This is a genomic window from Luteibacter sp. P4_E6, from assembly GCF_056401535.1.
In genome coordinates this window covers 1-17,619 of record NZ_JBFUJE010000043.1, presented here as the reverse complement: position 1 = coordinate 17,619, position 17,619 = coordinate 1, and the positions used below count along the sequence as shown (strand labels likewise).

Annotated in this window: 18 protein-coding genes; 14 read left to right on the top strand and 4 right to left on the bottom strand. The window is 65.3% G+C overall.

Translation table 11 applies throughout. From position 1 onward, the window contains the following. Positions 1–777, top strand: a 777-nt coding sequence (locus AC1DT2_RS05005; protein ID WP_477294811.1) for an amidohydrolase family protein, incomplete at its 5' end; no start/stop codon positions are given. On the opposite strand, the gene AC1DT2_RS05000 is transcribed toward AC1DT2_RS05005, so the two are convergent. Beyond that, positions 771–1,040 carry a hypothetical protein gene (locus AC1DT2_RS05000; protein ID WP_063573859.1) on the bottom strand — a complete coding sequence of 90 codons (270 nt, stop codon included), beginning with the start codon at positions 1,038–1,040 and terminating at the stop codon, positions 771–773. The two genes, AC1DT2_RS05005 and AC1DT2_RS05000, sit on opposite strands and share 7 nt — an antisense overlap. A gap of 175 nt (positions 1,041–1,215) precedes the next feature. Further along, positions 1,216–2,190: an oxidoreductase gene (locus AC1DT2_RS04995; RefSeq protein WP_477294809.1), complete on the bottom strand. Its 975-nt coding sequence runs from the start codon at positions 2,188–2,190 to the stop codon at positions 1,216–1,218. Between the two features lie 54 nt (positions 2,191–2,244). Between AC1DT2_RS04995 and AC1DT2_RS04990 the strand changes: the two genes are divergently transcribed. From AC1DT2_RS04990 to AC1DT2_RS04960, 7 genes are all read left to right on the top strand, one after another. Next, on the top strand, positions 2,245–3,201 hold the full coding sequence (locus AC1DT2_RS04990; protein ID WP_477294807.1) for an AraC family transcriptional regulator: 957 nt from the start codon (positions 2,245–2,247) through the stop codon (positions 3,199–3,201). Between the two features lie 192 nt (positions 3,202–3,393). Continuing rightward, positions 3,394–4,011 (top strand): guanylate kinase, encoded by a 618-nt coding sequence (gene gmk / locus AC1DT2_RS04985; protein WP_213949379.1) that lies wholly within the window; start codon positions 3,394–3,396, stop codon positions 4,009–4,011. Next, a complete protein-coding gene (locus AC1DT2_RS04980; RefSeq protein ID WP_477294804.1) occupies positions 4,008–4,820 on the top strand; it encodes an ABC transporter ATP-binding protein in 813 nt (270 codons plus the stop codon). The genes gmk and AC1DT2_RS04980 overlap by 4 nt, the downstream gene beginning before the upstream one ends. Next, positions 4,817–5,587 (top strand): lipid asymmetry maintenance ABC transporter permease subunit MlaE, encoded by a 771-nt coding sequence (gene mlaE, locus AC1DT2_RS04975; protein ID WP_063573600.1) that lies wholly within the window; start codon positions 4,817–4,819, stop codon positions 5,585–5,587. Before AC1DT2_RS04980 ends, mlaE begins: the two co-directional genes overlap by 4 nt. Positions 5,588–5,645: 58 nt before the next feature. After that, on the top strand, positions 5,646–6,521 hold the full coding sequence (gene mlaD / locus AC1DT2_RS04970; protein ID WP_063573599.1) for an outer membrane lipid asymmetry maintenance protein MlaD: 876 nt from the start codon (positions 5,646–5,648) through the stop codon (positions 6,519–6,521). A gap of 23 nt (positions 6,522–6,544) precedes the next feature. Beyond that, positions 6,545–7,234, top strand: a complete 690-nt coding sequence (locus AC1DT2_RS04965; protein WP_213949381.1) for an MlaC/ttg2D family ABC transporter substrate-binding protein — start codon at positions 6,545–6,547, stop codon at positions 7,232–7,234. After that, entirely contained in the window at positions 7,231–7,527 is a 297-nt protein-coding gene (locus tag AC1DT2_RS04960) for an STAS domain-containing protein (protein ID WP_477294801.1), read from the top strand. Before AC1DT2_RS04965 ends, AC1DT2_RS04960 begins: the two co-directional genes overlap by 4 nt. Before the next feature lie 856 nt (positions 7,528–8,383). On the opposite strand, the gene AC1DT2_RS04955 is transcribed toward AC1DT2_RS04960, so the two are convergent. Beyond that, positions 8,384–9,211: an MlaA family lipoprotein gene (locus AC1DT2_RS04955; RefSeq protein WP_213949383.1), complete on the bottom strand. Its 828-nt coding sequence runs from the start codon at positions 9,209–9,211 to the stop codon at positions 8,384–8,386. A 176-nt stretch (positions 9,212–9,387) separates the two neighbouring features. On the opposite strand from AC1DT2_RS04955, the gene rpoZ reads away from it, so the two are divergent. From rpoZ to recG, 5 genes are all read left to right on the top strand, one after another. Next, the gene (gene rpoZ, locus AC1DT2_RS04950) at positions 9,388–9,678 is read left to right on the top strand and encodes a DNA-directed RNA polymerase subunit omega (RefSeq protein ID WP_046968048.1); all 291 of its coding nucleotides are present in this window, start codon (positions 9,388–9,390) and stop codon (positions 9,676–9,678) included. A 110-nt stretch (positions 9,679–9,788) separates the two neighbouring features. Beyond that, positions 9,789–11,972: a RelA/SpoT family protein gene (locus AC1DT2_RS04945; RefSeq protein ID WP_477294798.1), complete on the top strand. Its 2,184-nt coding sequence runs from the start codon at positions 9,789–9,791 to the stop codon at positions 11,970–11,972. 112 nt (positions 11,973–12,084) lie between these two features. Continuing rightward, the gene (locus AC1DT2_RS04940) at positions 12,085–13,488 is read left to right on the top strand and encodes a hypothetical protein (RefSeq protein WP_477294796.1); all 1,404 of its coding nucleotides are present in this window, start codon (positions 12,085–12,087) and stop codon (positions 13,486–13,488) included. Between the two features lie 30 nt (positions 13,489–13,518). Further along, on the top strand, positions 13,519–13,902 hold the full coding sequence (locus AC1DT2_RS04935; protein ID WP_046968046.1) for a RidA family protein: 384 nt from the start codon (positions 13,519–13,521) through the stop codon (positions 13,900–13,902). A gap of 15 nt (positions 13,903–13,917) precedes the next feature. After that, complete coding sequence (gene recG, locus AC1DT2_RS04930; protein WP_477294793.1) at positions 13,918–16,032, top strand: ATP-dependent DNA helicase RecG; 2,115 nt, start codon at positions 13,918–13,920, stop codon at positions 16,030–16,032. Between the two features lie 173 nt (positions 16,033–16,205). Here the strand turns inward: recG and AC1DT2_RS04925 are convergent, their stop codons facing one another. Continuing rightward, positions 16,206–17,198, bottom strand: coding sequence for a mitochondrial fission ELM1 family protein (locus AC1DT2_RS04925; protein ID WP_477294791.1), 993 nt, complete (start codon positions 17,196–17,198; stop codon positions 16,206–16,208). Between the two features lie 97 nt (positions 17,199–17,295). On the opposite strand from AC1DT2_RS04925, the gene AC1DT2_RS04920 reads away from it, so the two are divergent. Continuing rightward, positions 17,296–17,619 (top strand): malonic semialdehyde reductase (locus tag AC1DT2_RS04920; RefSeq protein WP_477294789.1); only part of this gene is annotated, 324 nt, incomplete at its 3' end.

The following is a 17,619-nucleotide window of genomic DNA, read 5'->3' as shown; positions in this document are numbered from 1 at the left end:
GACATGGACATTCCGCAGGGCGGCATCCCGGTGAGCGGGCCGGCGCAGATGCTGGATGCCGTGCGTGACCAGGCGGCGCACGGCGCGGACTGGATCAAGCTCTACGCCGATTACCACTGCGGCAAGGCGAAGGGCTCCGTGCCGACGTTCACCGAAGAGGAACTGAAGGCGGCGGTGGACGCCGCGCATGGCATGGGCCTGCCGGTGGCCGTGCACTCGACGACGGCCGAAGGCATGCGTCGCTCGGTCATGGCCGGCGTCGACACCATCGAGCACGGCTACGACGGCACGCCAGAAGTCTTCGCGCTGATGAAGCAGCACGGCGTCGCCTACATGCCCACGCTCGAAGCCAGCGCGGCCACGTCGGAATACTTTGGCGGCTGGAAGCCGGGCGATCCGCCGACCGAATCCATGCAGAAGGCGGCGCGCGCGTTCAAGCTCGCGCTCGGTGCCGGCGTGACCATCGGCAACGGCAGCGACGTCGGCGTCTTCACCCACGGCGACAACTACAAGGAGCTCGCCTGGATGGTGCGCGATGGCATGTCACCCGCGCGCGCACTCCTCGCTGCCACTGCTGTCGACGCGAAGGTGCTTCGCCAGCAGGATCGCATCGGCCAGCTGAAAGCGGGCCTCGACGCCGACATCATTGCGGTGCCGGGCGACCCCACGCAGGACATCGGCACGCTCGCGCACGTCGCCTTCGTCATGAAGGGTGGTGTGGTCTACAAGCAGTCGTCGCCTCAGCAGTCGTCGCCTCAGCAGTCGTCGTCTCAGTAGACATCGGCCGTCTCCCGGCCGCTCGGCTTGACATCGATCGGCTCGGGATCCGACGGTGGGTCGCCCTGGTCCGGCCCCGGCTCGCCATCGGCGAGCGGGATGTCGATTAATTCGCCGGGACGGCGCCCCCAAGTGCCCTCGGCGGTGTCGTAGTAGCCGGGCGACCAGTTGTGGCGGCGGGCGTTTTCCATATCGCGGAGCGTCTCGAACTGCACGCGGTACGGATAGGAGTCAAAGGAACCGTTGGGATTGTCGATGCGCATGGTGATGCCTCGGATCGCGCAGAAGTCGCATGCCCGCCCGTCGCGAACTGCCGCGCAGGCTGGGTTTTCATTGGTTGGATGCACGCCGCGGATCCTTCACGCGGGGCAAATAAACGATGCGCCGCTGCGCATTAACGGCGCGTCGTTTCCTTGATGGATCAGCGTAAAGGGATCGTTACACCGTGAGCTTTTCGCTCAACGTCCACAGCCGTTCCACCGCCTCCGGGTCGATCGCCCAAGGACGCACGCCGACATCGTTGCTGACACGACCCGGTGTGTTGTCCGCGTCGACCAGAATTGGCGACACCTCGACGTCCTCGCAATACACGCCACCCATGCCGTCGAGCTGAGGGCTCGTAGCGCACCAGACGCTGGTCGCCGCGCCCTGCGGCACGCTCTTGAATCCACGAGCAAGATCGACCACCGGGCGGCCTTCGTCGTCGATCGCCCCGCGAGCGCGCAGGTCGTCCTCACTCATATGTCGAATGAGATCGGTGATGATCGCGCCGGGATGCAGGGCGAAGGCGCGGATGCCGTCGGCTTCGCCACGCTTGTCGACGCCGAGCGCGAACAGCACATTCGCCGTCTTCGACTGGCCGTAAGCCATCCACGGGTCGTACTCGCGGCGTTCGAAGTGGGGATCGTCGAAGTCCACGCCGGCAAACCGATGCCCGCGAGACGACACCGACACCACACGCGCGCCGTGAGCGCGCTTCAGGGCAGGCCAAAGCCCTGTCGTCAGCTGGAAGTGCCCAAGGTGGTTGGTCGCGAACTGCATTTCGTAGCCACGTGCGTCGCGGGTCAACGGCATCGCCATGACACCGGCGCTGTTCACCAGGATGTGCAGGGGCTCGCCACGGGCGAGGAAGCGCTCGACGAAGGCGTCGATCGAAGCGGGGTCGGCGAGGTCCATGGGCTCGATCTCGACGTCGATCCCTTCGAGGGTCTTCCGGGCCTTGGCCAGGTCACGGGCGGGGACGATGATCCGCGCTCCGGCGGCACGAAGCGCCCGGCTGGTTTCGGTGCCGATGCCCGAATAACCRCCGGTAACGATGGCGGTCTTGCCGGTCAGGTCGATACCGGCGAGCACCTCGTCCGCCGTACTGGCCATGCTGAAACCGGAATGGATGGGGGTCTGGACGCTGGACATGGGGATCTCCTCGTAGGGTCCGGACAAGGTTAGGCCTCGCCATCCGAACGATGAATGCTTGAAAGTCCGTCATCCATGCTCAATCGTACGGGCATGGCTGACGATCCGATTTCCGAGGTACTGAGACTGGCCGATGTCGAGTCGGTGGTCTCCGGCGGCTTCACCGCAGGGGGCGACTGGGCAATTCGCTTCCCGCCGCCGGACAAACTCAAGTTTTTCGCCGCGCTGCGAGGCGGGTGCTGGCTGCGCCTGGACGAAGGCGCGACGGTGCGGATGGAAGCGGGCGACATCGTCCTCCTCGTCGCCGAGCGCGGCTTCGTGCTGGCCAGCGATCTCGCCCTCCCGCCGGTCGACGCACGTGAGGTGTTCGCCGGTCGCACCACGCCGATCGTGGCGCTGGGCGAGGGCGATGACATGCTCCAGATCGGCGGCCATGTCCGTTTGCATCCGACCTACGCGCCGATGCTGCACGAAGCCCTGCCGCCGATGATCCACGTGCGCGGATCGGCGCCGGAAGCGGTGACCATGCGCTGGATCCTCGACCGGATGGTTGAGGAAAGTCGTGGCGATCTGCCCGGCTCCGGCATGGCGAGGACCCAGTTGGCCCACCTTCTGTTCGTCCAGATTCTCCGCGCCCACCTGTCGGCGGGTGGCCCGCTACAGGCCGGTTGGTTGCGTGCGGCGGCCGATCCTCGCCTGGGCGTGGCGCTGCGGATGATGCATGGCGAGCCTGGCAAGCCCTGGCGTCTCGACCAGCTGGCCAGTGCGGCGGCGATGTCGCGGACCATCTTTGCTTCCCAGTTCAAGGCTGCCGCGGGGGTGGCTCCTCTGGCCTACCTGGCGCGGTGGCGTATGAGGCTTGCGGAACGCGCCTTGCGCCAGGGCGACGTTCCTGTGGCCGTGCTGGCAAGAGACCTTGGGTACGCGTCCGAGAGCGCCTTCAGTCACGCGTTCAAGCGGATTGTCGGGGTTTCGCCGAGTCGTTATGCGGGGGTGGCCACCTCTGTCTAGAGGGTCCGATTTGAGGTCAGGGCTTCATGTGGGAGCCGGCCATGCCGGCGATAGGGCTGCGGCTAAGCCGCTCCGTTGGCTTTTCGCCRCTGAAGCGGCTCCCACATGTAAGAGTTCGCTACAATCGCGTTTTGCCCAGCTCGCGATGCCGGCTCCGGGAGAAACCATGCACGTCCAACCAGAGACCCGCGGATGATCGACGGCACCCTGTTCGTGGTCGCCGCGCCCTCGGGAGCCGGAAAGTCCACGCTCGTCAACGCCTTGCTCGAGCGCGAGCCGGACATCTCGCTGTCCATTTCGCATACGACGCGGCCGCCGCGCGTGGGCGAGGAATACGGACGCCACTACTTCTTCGTGGAGCGAACGGACTTCGAGAGCGAGATCGCCGAGGGCATCTTCCTCGAGCACGCCGAGGTGCACGGCAACCTGTACGGCACCTCACGCACCGTGGTCGAAGGCAAGCTCTGCGAAGGTGCCGACGTGCTCCTGGAGATTGACTGGCAGGGCGCGCGGCAGGTGCGTAAGGGCAAGCCCGACTGCGTCAGCGTCTTCATCCTGCCGCCGTCGCGCGTGGAGCTGGAGCGCCGCCTGCGTGGCCGCGGCTCCGACGCCCCCGAGGTGATCGAGCGTCGCCTGTTCAACTCGCGCGAGGAAATCGCCCACGCGCACGAGTTCGACTACATCATCGTCAACGACCGTTTCGAGGACGCCCTGGCGGACCTCCAGGCGATCGTTCGCGCCGTCCGCCAGCGCACGCCTGCGTCGGCTCGCCGCCACGAGGCGCTGATCGAGGAGCTTCTCGCACCATGACCGACGACGCCATCGTCCGCGTACGCGGACTGACCACGGTCCTCAACGGCAAGACCATCTTCGACCATCTCGATCTGGACATCCCCCGCGGAAAAGTCACCGCGATCATGGGCCCCAGCGGCACCGGCAAGACCACCCTGCTCAAGCACATCACCGGGCAGATGCGCGGCGACGCCGGGACCATCGAGGTCGACGGTGAGAACGTGCCTTCGCTCTCTCGCGAGAAACTCTTCGAGTTGCGCGAGCGCATCGGCTACCTGTTCCAGAATTCGGCCCTGCTCACCGATTTCGACGTCTTCGAGAACGTGGCCTTTCCGCTGCGCCAGCACACCGAGCTACCCGAAGAGCTGATCCGCAACATCGTGCTGAACAAGCTCGAGGCGGTCGGTCTGCGCGGTGCGGCGCGGTTGTCGCCCACGGAACTGTCCGGCGGCATGGCCCGGCGCGTCGCCCTGGCTCGCGCCATCGTCTTCGATCCCGCGCTGATCCTCTACGACGAGCCCTTCGTCGGCTTGGATCCGATTTCGCTCAACCAGGTGCTCCTGCTCATCCGCACGCTCAACCACACGCTGGGCATTACGTCCGTGCTGGTAGCGCATGAGCTGGCCGCCGTGCAGAAGGTGGCCGATCACGTGTACCTCATCGCCAACGGCAAGGTCGTCGCGCAGGGTGCGCCGGCCACGCTGGCCAGTGACGGCTCGCCGTGGACCGCGCAGTTCTTCGGCGGGAAGATCGACGGTCCCGTCCCGTTCCAGTATCCCGCCGGCGACTACGCCACGGCGCTCGGTTTCCCAGGAGGCAAGGCATGACGACCGCCAGGAATGACAATGTCGTCGTCCGCAGCCTCACCCAGATCGGCGCCTGCGGGCTTTTCCTGCTGACGATCCTCGCGGCGATTCCCCGTAGCTTCCGCCACGGTCGCGAAACCGTCCGGCAGATCTGGTTCGTCGGCGCGATGAGCCTGACCATCGTGATGACCTGTGGCCTGTTCGTCGGCATGGTGCTCGGTCTGCAGCTGTATGACGTGCTCTCGATCTTCGGCGGCACCTCGGCCACCGGGACCGTCGTCGCTATCGCGATTTATCGCGAGCTGGGTCCGGTGGTGACGGCGCTGCTGTTCGCCGGGCGTGCCGGCACCTCGGTCACCGCCGAGATCGGCCTGATGCGCGCGACCGACCAGCTCGACGCCATGGAGATGATGGCGGTCGATCCCATCGCCTACGTCATCGCCCCGCGTTTCCTCGCCGGCGTGGTCGCGCTGCCCCTGCTCGCCGTGGTGTTCTGCGCCATGGGCGTGTTCGGCGGCCATCTGGTTGGCGTGACCTGGCTCGGCATCGACAACGGCACGTTCTGGTCGAACATGACCGCCACGGTGGATGTCCATAAGGACATCATCGACGGCGTGCTGCTCAAATCCTTCGCCTTCGGCATCGTGGTCTCCCTGATCGCGGTGTTTCAGGGCTACACCACGCCGCCCACCAGTGAAGGCGTCGCTTACGCGACAACCCGCACGGTGGTCGCTTCGTCCATCGCCATCCTGGCGCTGGACTTCGTCCTCACCTCGTTCCTGATCTGAGGCACCGGAGACCCGCCATGACTGTCCATTCCTTCTTTACCCGTTCGAGGATCGCGCCGTGACCCAGAGACGTTCCTATGCCTTCGGCACCGGCCTGTTCATCGTGCTCGGCTTCGCCGCCCTCGCTTACCTGGCCACGCAGACCACGTCGGTCGCCAACGCCAGCCAGGGCTCCAGCTACACGGTGGAAACCCACTTCGCCAACATCGGCCAGCTGAAGAACCGCGCGCCGGTGAAGATCGCCGGCGTCCGCGTCGGCTCCGTGCAGGCGATCGAGCTTGTTCCCGGCAAGGAAGAAGCCAAGGTCACCCTGTCCATCGACGACCGCCACAAGGACATCCCCGAGGATTCCGTGGCCACGATCTTCACCAGCGGCCTGCTCGGCGACCAGTACGTCGGCATCCAGTTCGGTTTGTCCAAGACCCCGGTCAAGGAAGGTGGCGAAATCGGCCTGACCCGTCCGGCCCAGCAGCTGGAAGAGATGATCGGCAAGTTCTTCGGTGGCGGCAGCGCCCCGGATCGCCTGGGTGGCACGTTCCATGTCACCGGCAACTTCACCAACGTCGGTGCCCTGCAGCCGGGCGCGGCGGTGAAGATGGCCGGCGTGCCCATTGGCAGCGTCGACGCGGTGACGATCAAGCCGGGCAGCAGCGAAGCCACGGTGACTCTTGCGATCGACAAGCGCTACTCCCAGATACCGGATGATTCGGCCGGCGCGGTGTTCACAAGCGGTTTGATCGGCAGCCAGTATGTTGCGATCCAGCCGGGCGGCTCGCCGACCTTCCTCGCCGAAGGCGACCAGCTGATCCTCACCCAGTCCGCACTCCAGCTTGAAGACCTGATCGGCAAGTTCCTCGTGAACGGCTCGCCGAGCGACAACAAATCCGGTGGCGCCTCGGGCGGCACCCAACCCGACAACTCCGGCAAGAAATAAGGCCGGAATCCAGGAGACATCGCATGTTGCGTCAGCTTTCCCTTGCCATTGCTCTGGCCGTCGGTGGCGTCATCGCCGCCCCCGCGTTTGCCCAGGACCCCGCGCCGGCGTCCGCCACCCAGGGTCCCGGCCCCGAGGCGATCGTGCAGACGATCTCCGATGACCTTGCCAAGGCCATCGAAGGTCACCAGGCCGAGCTCAAGAACGATCACGAGAAGCTGATCGCGGTCATCGACGACACCTTCCTGCCGCACTTCGATATCGACTACGCGTCGATCCTCGTGCTCGGCCAGAACGCCAGCAAGGCCACCCCGGAGCAGCGCCAGCGCTTCGCCAAGGCCTTCTACAACTCGATCACGCACCGTTACGCCGAAGGCCTGCTCAACTACACCCGTGGCCGCGTGAAAGTCCTTCCGTTCACCGGCGATCTCAACAACAAGCGCACCGTGGTCCGCACGCAGGTCATGCTCGACGACGGCAAGTCGGTCTCGGTCGACTACGCGTTCCGCAAGAGCGCCAGCGGCGACTGGAAGGCGTATGACGTGATCATCGAAGGGATTTCGTACATCTCGAACTATCGCAACCAGGTCGACGCCGAGATCAAGAAGGAAGGCCTCGACAAGCTGACCGCCGACCTCGAATCGAAGGGCGGTGCCGCGATCGACGATATCCAGAAGGATACCGGTGGCGCCAAGGGCGGCGCCCAGAAGTGATTCCGGCGTCGTTCTCGCTGACGACCACGGCACCGGGCACCCTCGGCGTGTCCGGTGCGTTGACGTTCGCCACGGCGGCCGGCGCGCTCGAAACGGCCCGTGCCGAGCTCGACCGTAGCGGCCAGACCACGCTCGACCTCAGCGGCGTCACCCATGCCGACAGCGCCGGCCTCGCCACGCTGCTGGCCCTGCTGGCGCATGCGCGCACGAAGGGCAAGACGCTCGTGGTGACCCACACGCCGGAAGGCCTGCAGGCGCTGGCGCGCGTCTCAGGCGTCGAAAACCTGCTCTAACGCCAACGCCAGATCCCGGCTCCTGCCTTTGCGTGTGTGTAGGAGCCGATTCATCGGCGATCGGCTGCTTGCCTCGACCTACCAACTCACGCGGCCGCTTGCGTGAGGGGTGAGGCGCAGAGCCTTCGGCGCCCCGACGTAGCGGCGCAGAGCCTTCGGTGCCCACCCTCGYTGCTCAGACACGTCCTCCGCGTTCCGTACCGGAAAGGCCGCTGCGCGGCCGTGTACTTATTTGGCCTACGGCCGCTCCACTTGTGCGGAACTCGCCTCGAGGGTGGGCACCGAAGACTCTCCCSAACCYTGAGGTTCGCGTGGGTCGAGCSAAAGCGCGGCARCATCGTCGGCAGGCWCGCAGGYAMGCAGGCACGCCGGYGGAGGCGCAGACGCGAGTAAGGCGTTCCGCAACCGGKTRCCMGCAAYCGCTTCCGCATCGGCTGGGTGTTCCGGGAGGGCCCACGCCAACGGCTCTCCGCCCACTCCACCGTATCGTCGTGAGAGACCTTGGTGTCCACCCTCGATGCGAGTTCCGCACAAGTGGAGCGGCCGTAGGCCAAATAGATACACGGGCCGCGTGAGCGGCCTTTCCTTCTCGAACGCGGAGGACGTGTCTGAGCCGCGAGGGTGGACACCAAGGTCTCCCCGCGAGACGCCCAAGTGTAGAAAGCGATGGCAACGCCGAGCCCCGCGAAGCCGAAGGCGAGCCATGCGCGAGGCGCGAGGCGCGAGGCGCGAGGCGCGAGAGAATCGCCGGCCTGAAAGCCCGGAAATCAGGCATCAAGCGCACGAGCGACCAGGAAAAGGCTCCACGGAAATCGACGACGAACCATAAAAGAAGGCCCCTCGCGGGGCCTTCTCCTTACTCGGGCTTTTCGCCGTTCTGGCGTTCCCACTTGTGCTGCTCATCGAGCAGCTTGTCGGGATCGAAGCCCTGGTTGTCGTTCAGGCCCTGCATCTGTTCAATGACCGCGTCCGGCGGGTTGCCGTCGTAGATCTGGTACAGGCGCTGCTGGCGGTAGGCGTCACGCATGAACACGTACGGATCGTAGGCCGAGGCAAGGAAGCTCTCGGCATCGATACCGCGCGAGCGCAGGGTCACGAGATAGAGCGCCGACGGGATGTATTCCTGACCGTACTTGTAGCTGTGGTTGCGCGAGTAGTAGCTGAGCGGGTCGAAGAAATAGCTGTCGACCGGCAGGCGCCAGACATCGCGGACCGTGGTCGGGCCGACCAGCGGCAGCACCAGGTAGTCGCCCTCGGGCAAGCCCCAGCGAGCCAGCGTCACGCCGAAGTCGTTGTCTTCCAGGGGAATGCCGAGCAGGCTTGCCGGATCCTTGAAGCCGAGGAAACCGATCGTCAGGTTCACGACGAAGCGGCTGGTCGACTGGATCGCCTGCTTCGGACGAGCCTGCAGCAGGTCGTTGGCCACCGTGATCGGCAGCCGGATATTGGTGTAGAAGTCGCTGACGGCGGTGCGTACGGCCGGGGTGGTGACCTTGCGGTAGCCGACAGCCACGGGGCGAATGACCGCCTTGTCGAGCTTGTCGTTGAAGGCGTACATGTTCCGGTTGAAGTGTTCGTTCGGATCGTCCGTGCGCGGCGGTGCGATATGGCACGCGGCAAGCAGGGCGGTGGCGAACACGGCCAAAGCGGGTCTGGCGATCCGGGAGATCAGATTCAGGTGCATCGGGGCGACTTTGCGGGTGGGGCGATACTTTAGTGTACCGCTTGGTTTTATTATTTGCACTAATACCCGTCCATCCTGGCCAGAACCGCGCATGATACCCCTCCCCTGATTGCCAGCCAACCGGCCGGACCGGTAAACTGCCCGACCAGAAGTGTCTTTATTGTCAAGGATTTGAAATGGCCCGTATTACCGTCGAAGACTGCCTAGAGGTAGTCGACAACCGCTTTGAGCTGGTGCTCATGGCGACCAAGCGTGCCCGTCAGCTCTCCAAGGGCGCCGAGCCGACCATCGATCCCGCCAACGACAAGCCGACCGTGCTGGCCCTGCGCGAAATCGCCGACCGTCGCGTCAACGACGAGATGATCGACGAAATCGACCGTGCCGCCCGTGAGCGCGCCGAGCGTGAAGCCCTCGAGTGGGCCGCCACGGAAGTGGACGACGACCTCTCGAAGGGCGGGGATGACTGATGACACCGGGTCGCTGTCGGCCCTGTCATAAACGGAACACTGCGCACGTTGACGCGCGGCTGCTGAGGCCGCGTGCGGGAGGCTGCGCCGGCTAGGCGCGAGACCCTCCCATGGAAGTCGTCCCTGCGAAAAAACTGACCGACGTGGTCGATGATGGCTCGGTGCCGCCGTACGTGCAGGCGCTGGAAGATCGCGTGGGCGCGTATCTGCCCAGGGATCAGGTGCTGCGGATTCGCCGCGCCTTCCTGATCGGTGCCGCCGCACACGACGGGCAGACGCGCAAATCGGGTGAGCCCTACATCACGCATCCGGTGGCCGTGGCGCAGGTCCTGGCCGAGCTCGGCCTGGACGCTGAGACGATCATCGCGGCGATTCTCCACGACACCCTCGAAGACACCAAGCTCGCACGCGACGAACTCGCCGGCGAATTCGGTGAGACCGTGGCTGAGCTGGTCGATGGCGTCACCAAGCTCGACAAGATGCGTTTCTCCAGCCGGCAGGAAGCGGACGCCGAAAGCTTTCGCAAGATGCTGCTGGCGATGGCGCGCGACCTTCGCGTCATCCTGATCAAACTGTCCGATCGCCTGCACAACATGCGTACGCTGGGCGCGAAAGACGGCGAGTCGCGTCGCCGCATCGCCCGCGAAACGCTCGAGATCTACGCCCCGATCGCACAGCGCCTGGGCATGAACAAGTTCAAGGCCGAACTGCAGGACCTCGGCTTCAAGGCGCTGTATCCGGATCGCCATCGCATCATTGGCGAGCGTATCCGTGCCGCGCTGGGCAACCGTCGCGAGGCGATGGCCAAGATCGAGATGGCCCTCGAAGGACGCCTTGCCGCCGAGAAGATTCCCGGCCGCGCGGTGAGCCGCATCAAGTCGGCCTGGAGCATCTATTCGAAGATGCGCGGCGAACACAAATCGTTCGCCCAGCTGATGGACGTCTACGGGTTCCGCGTCATCACCGATTCGGCCATGCATTGCTACATGGCGCTGGGCGCCGTGCACGGCCTGTACAAGCCGGTGGACGCCCGCTTCAAGGATTTCATCGCCATTCCGAAGGGCAATGGCTACCAGTCGCTGCATACCGTGCTGCTCGGCCCCTTCGGCGCGCCGATCGAAATCCAGATCCGAACGTCGGAAATGGAGTCCGTCGCCGAGCGGGGTGTCGCGGCGCACTGGGCATACAAGTCGGATTCGGGTCCCGCGAACAGCGCACAGGCGCGTGCCCGCGAATGGCTTTCCGCGCTGGCGGACAGCCAGGCGAATACGCCTTCGGCCGCTGAGTTCCTCGAAAACGTCAAGATCGACCTGTTCCCGGACGAGGTCTATCTGTTCACCCCGCGCGGTGAGATTTTCTCGCTGCCGCGCAACGCCACGGCCCTGGATTTCGCCTACGCAGTGCATACCGACGTGGGCGACCACGCCGTCGCAGCGCGCGTCGACAAGAAGCTCGTGCCGCTGCGCACGCGCCTGATTTCCGGCCAGCAGGTAGAAATCATTACGGCGCCCTCAGCTGTGCCTAACCCGGCCTGGCTGGAAGCCGTCGTCACCGGCAAGGCGCGCACGGCGATTCGCCAGTACCTCAAGCATCTGCAGCATGAGGATGCGGTGGACTTCGGTCACCGCATGCTCGATCGCGCGCTCGATGCGCGCGGCCTTAGCCTCGATTCCGTGCCAGCCGCCGCGCTGGATCGTTTCCTGGACGATGCCAAGCTGAAGCGCCTCGAGGAGCTGCTGTCCGAGATCGCCCTCGGCAATCGCTTCGCCGACCAGGTCGCCACGCAACTCGTCGCCCTGCTCGGGCCGCGCGAGGGAAGCCATCCGCAGGCGCCTGCCGAGCACAACGCCGAGAAGATCCGCATCAGTGGTGCGGAGCGTGGCGTGTTGAGCTTCGGCAACTGCTGTCACCCGCTGCCGGGCGACGAAATCGTCGGCTTCCTGTCGTCGGGCAAGGGCATCGTCGTCCATCGCGTCGAGTGCCCGAACGTGGTCGAGTTCCGGAAGACGCCCGAGCGCATCGTCGCCATCGAGTGGGACCGCGACGTGCAGGGCGATTACCGTGCCGAGCTGCGCATCGAAGTCCTCAACCGCCCGGGCGTACTCGCCACGGTCGCGGCCGCCATCGCCGACGCCGGCTCGAACATCGAAAACGTCGAATACATCGAACGCGACAGCACGGCCGCCACGCTGCTCTTCGCCATCGAGGTGAAGGACCGCAAGCACCTGGCCGACGTCATGCGTCGCGTCCGCCGCACTGGTGTAGTTAGCGGCGTCTACCGCCACCCGTTATAAGGCTTCTTCTGCGCCATCTTCCCAACCGCTTCGGGCGGTGGGAAGATCGCGACGCACATACAGGGGCTAAGACATGGAATTCGCGTGGCGCCGGGCGCTTGCCCTGCTAGGGATGGTTGTCGTCGTGTTGTGGTCGTTACCTTGCCTGGCGCAGGACGGCACCGATTGCTCGACAGGTTACATCGCCGTGATGCAACGCACGGTCACACCTGCCGTGGTGATCGGTGCTCCGGCAGAACATCTGGCGCTCAAGGCCCATAACCCGGCCAAGGACGAGGTGTTTTACCCTCCGGCTGACGACGGCTATGTCATTACCGGTGACCCCGTCGATCTGGTCACCCGTTGCGGCAATCTCTCTTATGTCCGTTTCCACGGAAAACAAAAGGTCTCGACAGGCTGGGTCGAGACGTCTCGATTGCACACGACGGGCTCGCCTTACGTTCCGCTACCAGCGGGTGCGCCTGAACTCTGTAAGGCCGCTCAGGTCATGCTCGACGCGGGAGACGGGACGATCGAAGCCGTTCCGACGGTGCATGTGACCGATGCCGTCGCGAAGAAGCTTGATATCGGCCAGGATGCCAATGCCAGTCTGCCGGCCGTCGCTCGCGTGACGTCGGGTGGTCATCGAATGGCCGTGGCCTTGATCGATAGTGGCGGCACGGCCCATTCCATGGAGGCGATGGTTTTCACGCCTGGTATGGAGGCCCGCCTTTCGCCGCCGGACATGGAAAGCCGGCGCATTCAAAATGATGGCGCGAACGACTGGGCCTTCGGCATGAACGAATCGCTGGTCATGGTGCGGGGTCAGCCAATGATCTTCGACGAGTGGCGAGACCAGACCAATATCACGTTCGCCGCGATTGACTCATCGGGCGACATCATGCCCACCTGTTCGGGGGCGCGGGTGCCGACGCCACATCCCATTATCCAAGCCGGTTTCGACGGTGCGATGTGTCGCGCGCTGCTTGCCAGCGGTCCCGCCGCGTCGATGGGGCCTCCATCCGCCTCTGAGTCGATCTTCCTGGCAAAGGTGCCGGAGTACTTCGAGCCGTTAATAATCGACGGGCAACCTTCCGGGACTCAGTTCAGGAATCGTGGGCGAGCTTCTGAGGTTTCCTACGGTCTTGTCGCTACCGGAAACGTCGATCTGGACGGTAGCGGCCACACCCGTCGCGTAGGACTCGTCTCCTACTTCGATGGCGATTCAACGGCGGGAGACGGGACCTACCAGGAGAGCTGGTTTCTGCCGGTTTACCTGGATGCGCAGGGCAGGGCTGACCCTGGCAGCGTCGAAAACCAGGCACTGGCAAAGGGGTTGCCCACCGACGGCATGCAGGGAGGCAGGCTTGTCACTTACCAAGACGCGGCGTATCTCGAGCTCAGCCCGGGCGAGGACGACCGCATCACCGAGATATGGAAGTTCGAAGCCAAAGGCCCGCGGAAGGTTTGCGGCTTCCGCCAGGCCAAGTTCGAACTACACGTCGTGACGGCAGAAGATCACGGTCCACCGCGTTAGACTGTCTCGATTCCGCATCGAGGACGCCCCATGACCCGTAGCACCATCGCCACTGAGAAGGCACCGTCGGCCATTGGCCCGTATTCGCAGGCCGTACGCGCCGGCAACACGGTGTATTTCTCGGGCCAGATCCCGCTCGATCCCGCCACCGGCAATCTCGTCGAGGGCGATATCACCCTGCAGACCCGTCGCGTGTTCGACAACCTCGTCGCCGTGGCCGAAGCCGCCGGTGGCAAGCTGGCGGACATCGTGCGCGTGGGCATCTACGTGACGGATCTGGGCAACTTCGCCGCCGTGAACGCGGTGATGGCCGAATACTTCCAGCAGCCGTACCCGGCACGCTCGACGATCGAGGTCTCGGGCCTGCCCAAGGGCGCCCAGGTCGAAGTCGACGCGATCCTCGTCCTGCCGTAATCCACGGCACGACCCGTGGCCCGAAGCGCAGTGACCACGCCGGCGGCATCGCTGGCGGATCCCGGACGCGCACCGCTGACAACACTCGGCGGTGTCGGGCCCGCGCTCGCCGAAACACTGGGCAAGCTCGGTCTGCGCGAGGTGCAGGATCTCTGGTTCCACCTGCCGCTGCGCTACGAAGATCGCACCACGGTCGTGCCCATCGCCGACCTCCGTCCGGGTGACCGTGCGCAGGTGGAGGGGATCGTGGAGCATGTTGAGCGGGGCTTCCGATTCAGGCCCCAGCTCAAGGTGATCATTGGTGACGACTCCGGTCGTCCGCTGCTGTTGCGCTTCTTCCACTTCCGCAAGTCGCAAGTGGACCTGCTGGCCAAGGGCACGCGACTGCTGTGCTTCGGTGAAGTGAGGCAGGGGCCGCAGGGATTCGAGATCGTCCACCCGCAATACCAGCGCATCGAAGCAGACGAGCAAGTGCTCGTCGATGAGCGCCTCACGCCGGTCTACCCCACGACGGAAGGCCTGGGCCCGCGTCGGCTCGCCAGCGTGATCTCACGTGCACTGGCGCACTTGCCGACAGACGACCGTCTGGAATTGATTCCCGACGAGATCGGTCGCCCCATGGGTCTGACCTCGTTGCGTAACGCCTTGCTTCATGTGCACCGCCCGCCACCCGACGTGGACTTGCGGCAGCTGGGGGAGGGCACGCATCCCGCACAACAACGGCTTGCCTTCGAGGAGCTGCTCACTCAGCACCTCACCTTGCGGCGCATGCGCGCGGCGGTAAAGAAGCGCAAATCACCCGCGCTCAAGAGTGCCGGTACCTTGCGCGACCGACTCCTCGCCGCGCTGCCGTTCGCACTCACCAAAGCCCAGTCGCGTGTATCGAAAGAAGTCGCCCGCGACCTCGCACGCGCACACCCCATGCTGCGTCTGGTCCAGGGTGACGTGGGCAGTGGCAAGACCGTCGTCGCCGCGCTCGCTGCGTTGGCGGCGATCGAGAGTGGCTACCAGGTCGCGCTGATGGCGCCGACCGAATTGCTTGCCGAACAGCACCTGCGCAACTTTCGTGCATGGTTCGAACCGCTCGGCCTCGAGGTGGAATGGCTGGYCGGCAAGGTGCAGGGCAAGGCGCGCAAGAGTGCGCTGGCGCGCGCGGCAGGCGGCGCGCATGTGCTGGTCGGCACGCACGCGCTCATGCAGGAGGGCGTCAGCTTCGCGAAGCTCGGCCTGGTCATCGTCGACGAGCAGCATCGCTTCGGCGTGCACCAGCGTCTCGCCTTGCGTGACAAAGGCGCTGAGGGGGATCTTATTCCGCACCAGCTCGTGCTGACCGCGACACCCATTCCACGCACGCTCGCCATGAGCGCCTATGCCGACCTCGACGTTTCGTCGATCGACGAACTACCACCGGGCCGCACGCCGGTGCAGACCGTCGCCATCTCCAATGAGCGCCGCTACGACGTCATGGAGCGCATCCACGCCGCGTGCATGGAAGGGCGCCAGGTGTACTGGGTATGCACGCTCATCGAAGAATCCGAGCAGCTCAACGCGCAGGCCGCGGAAGTCGCCCACGCGGAACTGACCATCGCCTTGCCCGATCTCGCCGTCGGCCTGATTCATGGCCGCATGAAGCCGAAGGAAAAGCAGGCGGTGATGGACGCGTTCAAGGCCGGCGAACTTGCCGTGCTGGTCGCGACCACGGTGATCGAAGTAGGTGTGGACGTGCCCAACGCCAGCCTCATGGTGATCGAGAACAGCGAGCGCCTTGGCCTTGCCCAGTTGCATCAGCTACGTGGACGCGTCGGTCGCGGGGCCATCGCTTCCAATTGTGTGCTGCTCTACCAGAACCCGCTGTCGCGACTGGCGCGCGAACGCCTGCAGGTGATGCGCGAAACCAATGACGGTTTTCGCATCGCGGAGAAGGATCTGGAACTGCGTGGTCCGGGCGAGGTGCTCGGCACGCGACAGACCGGCCAGCTGCAGTTTCGCATCGCGGACCTCACGCGCGATGGTCATCTCATGCCCGAGGTACAGCGTGTCGCCGAGGCGATGATGAAAGACCATCCTGCGCGGTGCGAGCGTCTGATCGCCCGTTGGGTTGGCGACGCAGCCCGTTACGTCGACGCCTGAAAAACCCCTTGTAGGAGCCGATTCATCGGCGATCCCGCGGCAGCGGGCCAGATTTTCGCGAGCACCCATCGCCGATGAATCGGCTCCCACAGAGAGCTCGCCGATGAATCGGCTCCCACAGAGGGCTCGCCGGTGAATCGGCTCCCACGGAGAGCTCGCCGATGAATCGGTTCCTACCGGGCGACGGCGTCGCTTAGCCCCAGGTGCCGGCGTACCTCGGAGGCAATCGCCGCGGTCTCGCGTAGCGGCGTTTGCGTCGTCGCCGTCGTCGCATCGATATCGTGCAACAACCCCGCCGAGCGCAGCTCCCGGTGAAACCGCTCCAGCTTCTCCGGCAGCGGCTGCGAAACGAAGGTGTGCACGGGCCGCCCTGTCGCGCAGGCCTCGGACAGCATATTCACCGAGTCCGGCGTGACAACGAGCCGATCGGCCCAGCCGAGCACGCCAGGGTAGGGGTTCGCACCGTCGGTGCTATCGGTCCAGACCACCCCGGGCAAGCCCGCGAATCCTTCGCGAATGCGACCCCGCTGTGCTTCCGGTGTTCGCCGTGACGCCGCCACCAGGACGGAGCCGCCATCGGCCTGATGCCGTCGCTTCACGGCCGCGAGGAAGGCTGTTGCCGCGGCGTCGTCGAACGGCGTGCCGTGCCTGGCTCCGCCGATCAACACACCCAGCCGCGGCGATGGCAGCTCGGCGAACGGGGCGAAGGCATCGCGCCCGTCGGCCAGCCATGTGTCGTCGATGGGATGCAACGAACCCAGCGGATTGAGGACATTGTCGCCGCGCAGGGTGTCGTGCTTGGGCGCGATCACCAGGTCCCAGTGGGCCGGATCGATCCTCGGATCCAGCAACTGCACGGCCAGGGTCTTGCCGTTCGACCATTGGCGGATCTGCCGGGTCGCCCAGGCGGCGCTGCGACCGCAGCCGATGACCAGCTTCGGCCAGGGCGGTCGCAGGCTTTCGTCGTTGCCGCCCAGGGCCATGCGCGAACCCGGCAGTTGCCGGGGCGCGAACCACGACCAGGGAGCGCGCAGCTCCACTATGATCTCGCGGATAGATGGGGTCAGCGCCTCGGCCAGCGCCAGCGCCTGCCGCCGATTGCCGGCCGCGCCGTCTGTCACAACCCAGCAGGCGTCGTGGGGCAGGATTGTTGTCGAATTTGCCACAGTTCGTTCCCTGGCCGACCGATCACGGACCGGGTCATGACGCTTACACTGTCGGGATGCCGGGGCCCCGGCGATCCGTCACTGTACAAGGATATCCATGAGCGCTCCGTTGTCCGATGCTTCGCTTGACCAGCTTTTCCTGACCGCCCGCACCTACAACGCGTGGCAACCGAAGGAAGTGACCGACGAGCAGATCCGCCGCTTGTACGATCTGGCCAAGTTCGGCCCCACCGCGGCCAATTCCTCGCCCATGCGCGTCGTCTTCGTGAAGTCGCCTGACGCCAAGCAGCGCCTCAAGCCGTATCTCTCCGAGAGCAACGCCGAGAAGACCATGCAGGCCCCGGTGACCGCCATCGTCGCCACCGACTTCGCCTTCTACGAGCACCTGCCCAAGCTGTTCCCGCACGCGGATGCCCGCAGC

What these genes read in the sequence shown, in the direction of transcription:
- AC1DT2_RS05000 (WP_063573859.1), bottom strand. Translation starts at nt 1,040, where the DNA reads ATGCGCATCGACAATCCCAACGGTTCCTTTGACTCCTATCCGTACCGC.
- AC1DT2_RS04990 (WP_477294807.1), top strand. Translation starts at nt 2,245, where the DNA reads ATGCTTGAAAGTCCGTCATCCATGCTCAATCGTACGGGCATGGCTGAC.
- gmk (WP_213949379.1), top strand. Translation starts at nt 3,394, where the DNA reads ATGATCGACGGCACCCTGTTCGTGGTCGCCGCGCCCTCGGGAGCCGGA.
- AC1DT2_RS04980 (WP_477294804.1), top strand. Translation starts at nt 4,008, where the DNA reads ATGACCGACGACGCCATCGTCCGCGTACGCGGACTGACCACGGTCCTC.
- mlaE (WP_063573600.1), top strand. Translation starts at nt 4,817, where the DNA reads ATGACGACCGCCAGGAATGACAATGTCGTCGTCCGCAGCCTCACCCAG.
- AC1DT2_RS04965 (WP_213949381.1), top strand. Translation starts at nt 6,545, where the DNA reads ATGTTGCGTCAGCTTTCCCTTGCCATTGCTCTGGCCGTCGGTGGCGTC.
- AC1DT2_RS04955 (WP_213949383.1), bottom strand. Translation starts at nt 9,211, where the DNA reads ATGCACCTGAATCTGATCTCCCGGATCGCCAGACCCGCTTTGGCCGTG.
- rpoZ (WP_046968048.1), top strand. Translation starts at nt 9,388, where the DNA reads ATGGCCCGTATTACCGTCGAAGACTGCCTAGAGGTAGTCGACAACCGC.
- AC1DT2_RS04945 (WP_477294798.1), top strand. Translation starts at nt 9,789, where the DNA reads ATGGAAGTCGTCCCTGCGAAAAAACTGACCGACGTGGTCGATGATGGC.
- AC1DT2_RS04940 (WP_477294796.1), top strand. Translation starts at nt 12,085, where the DNA reads ATGGTTGTCGTCGTGTTGTGGTCGTTACCTTGCCTGGCGCAGGACGGC.
- AC1DT2_RS04935 (WP_046968046.1), top strand. Translation starts at nt 13,519, where the DNA reads ATGACCCGTAGCACCATCGCCACTGAGAAGGCACCGTCGGCCATTGGC.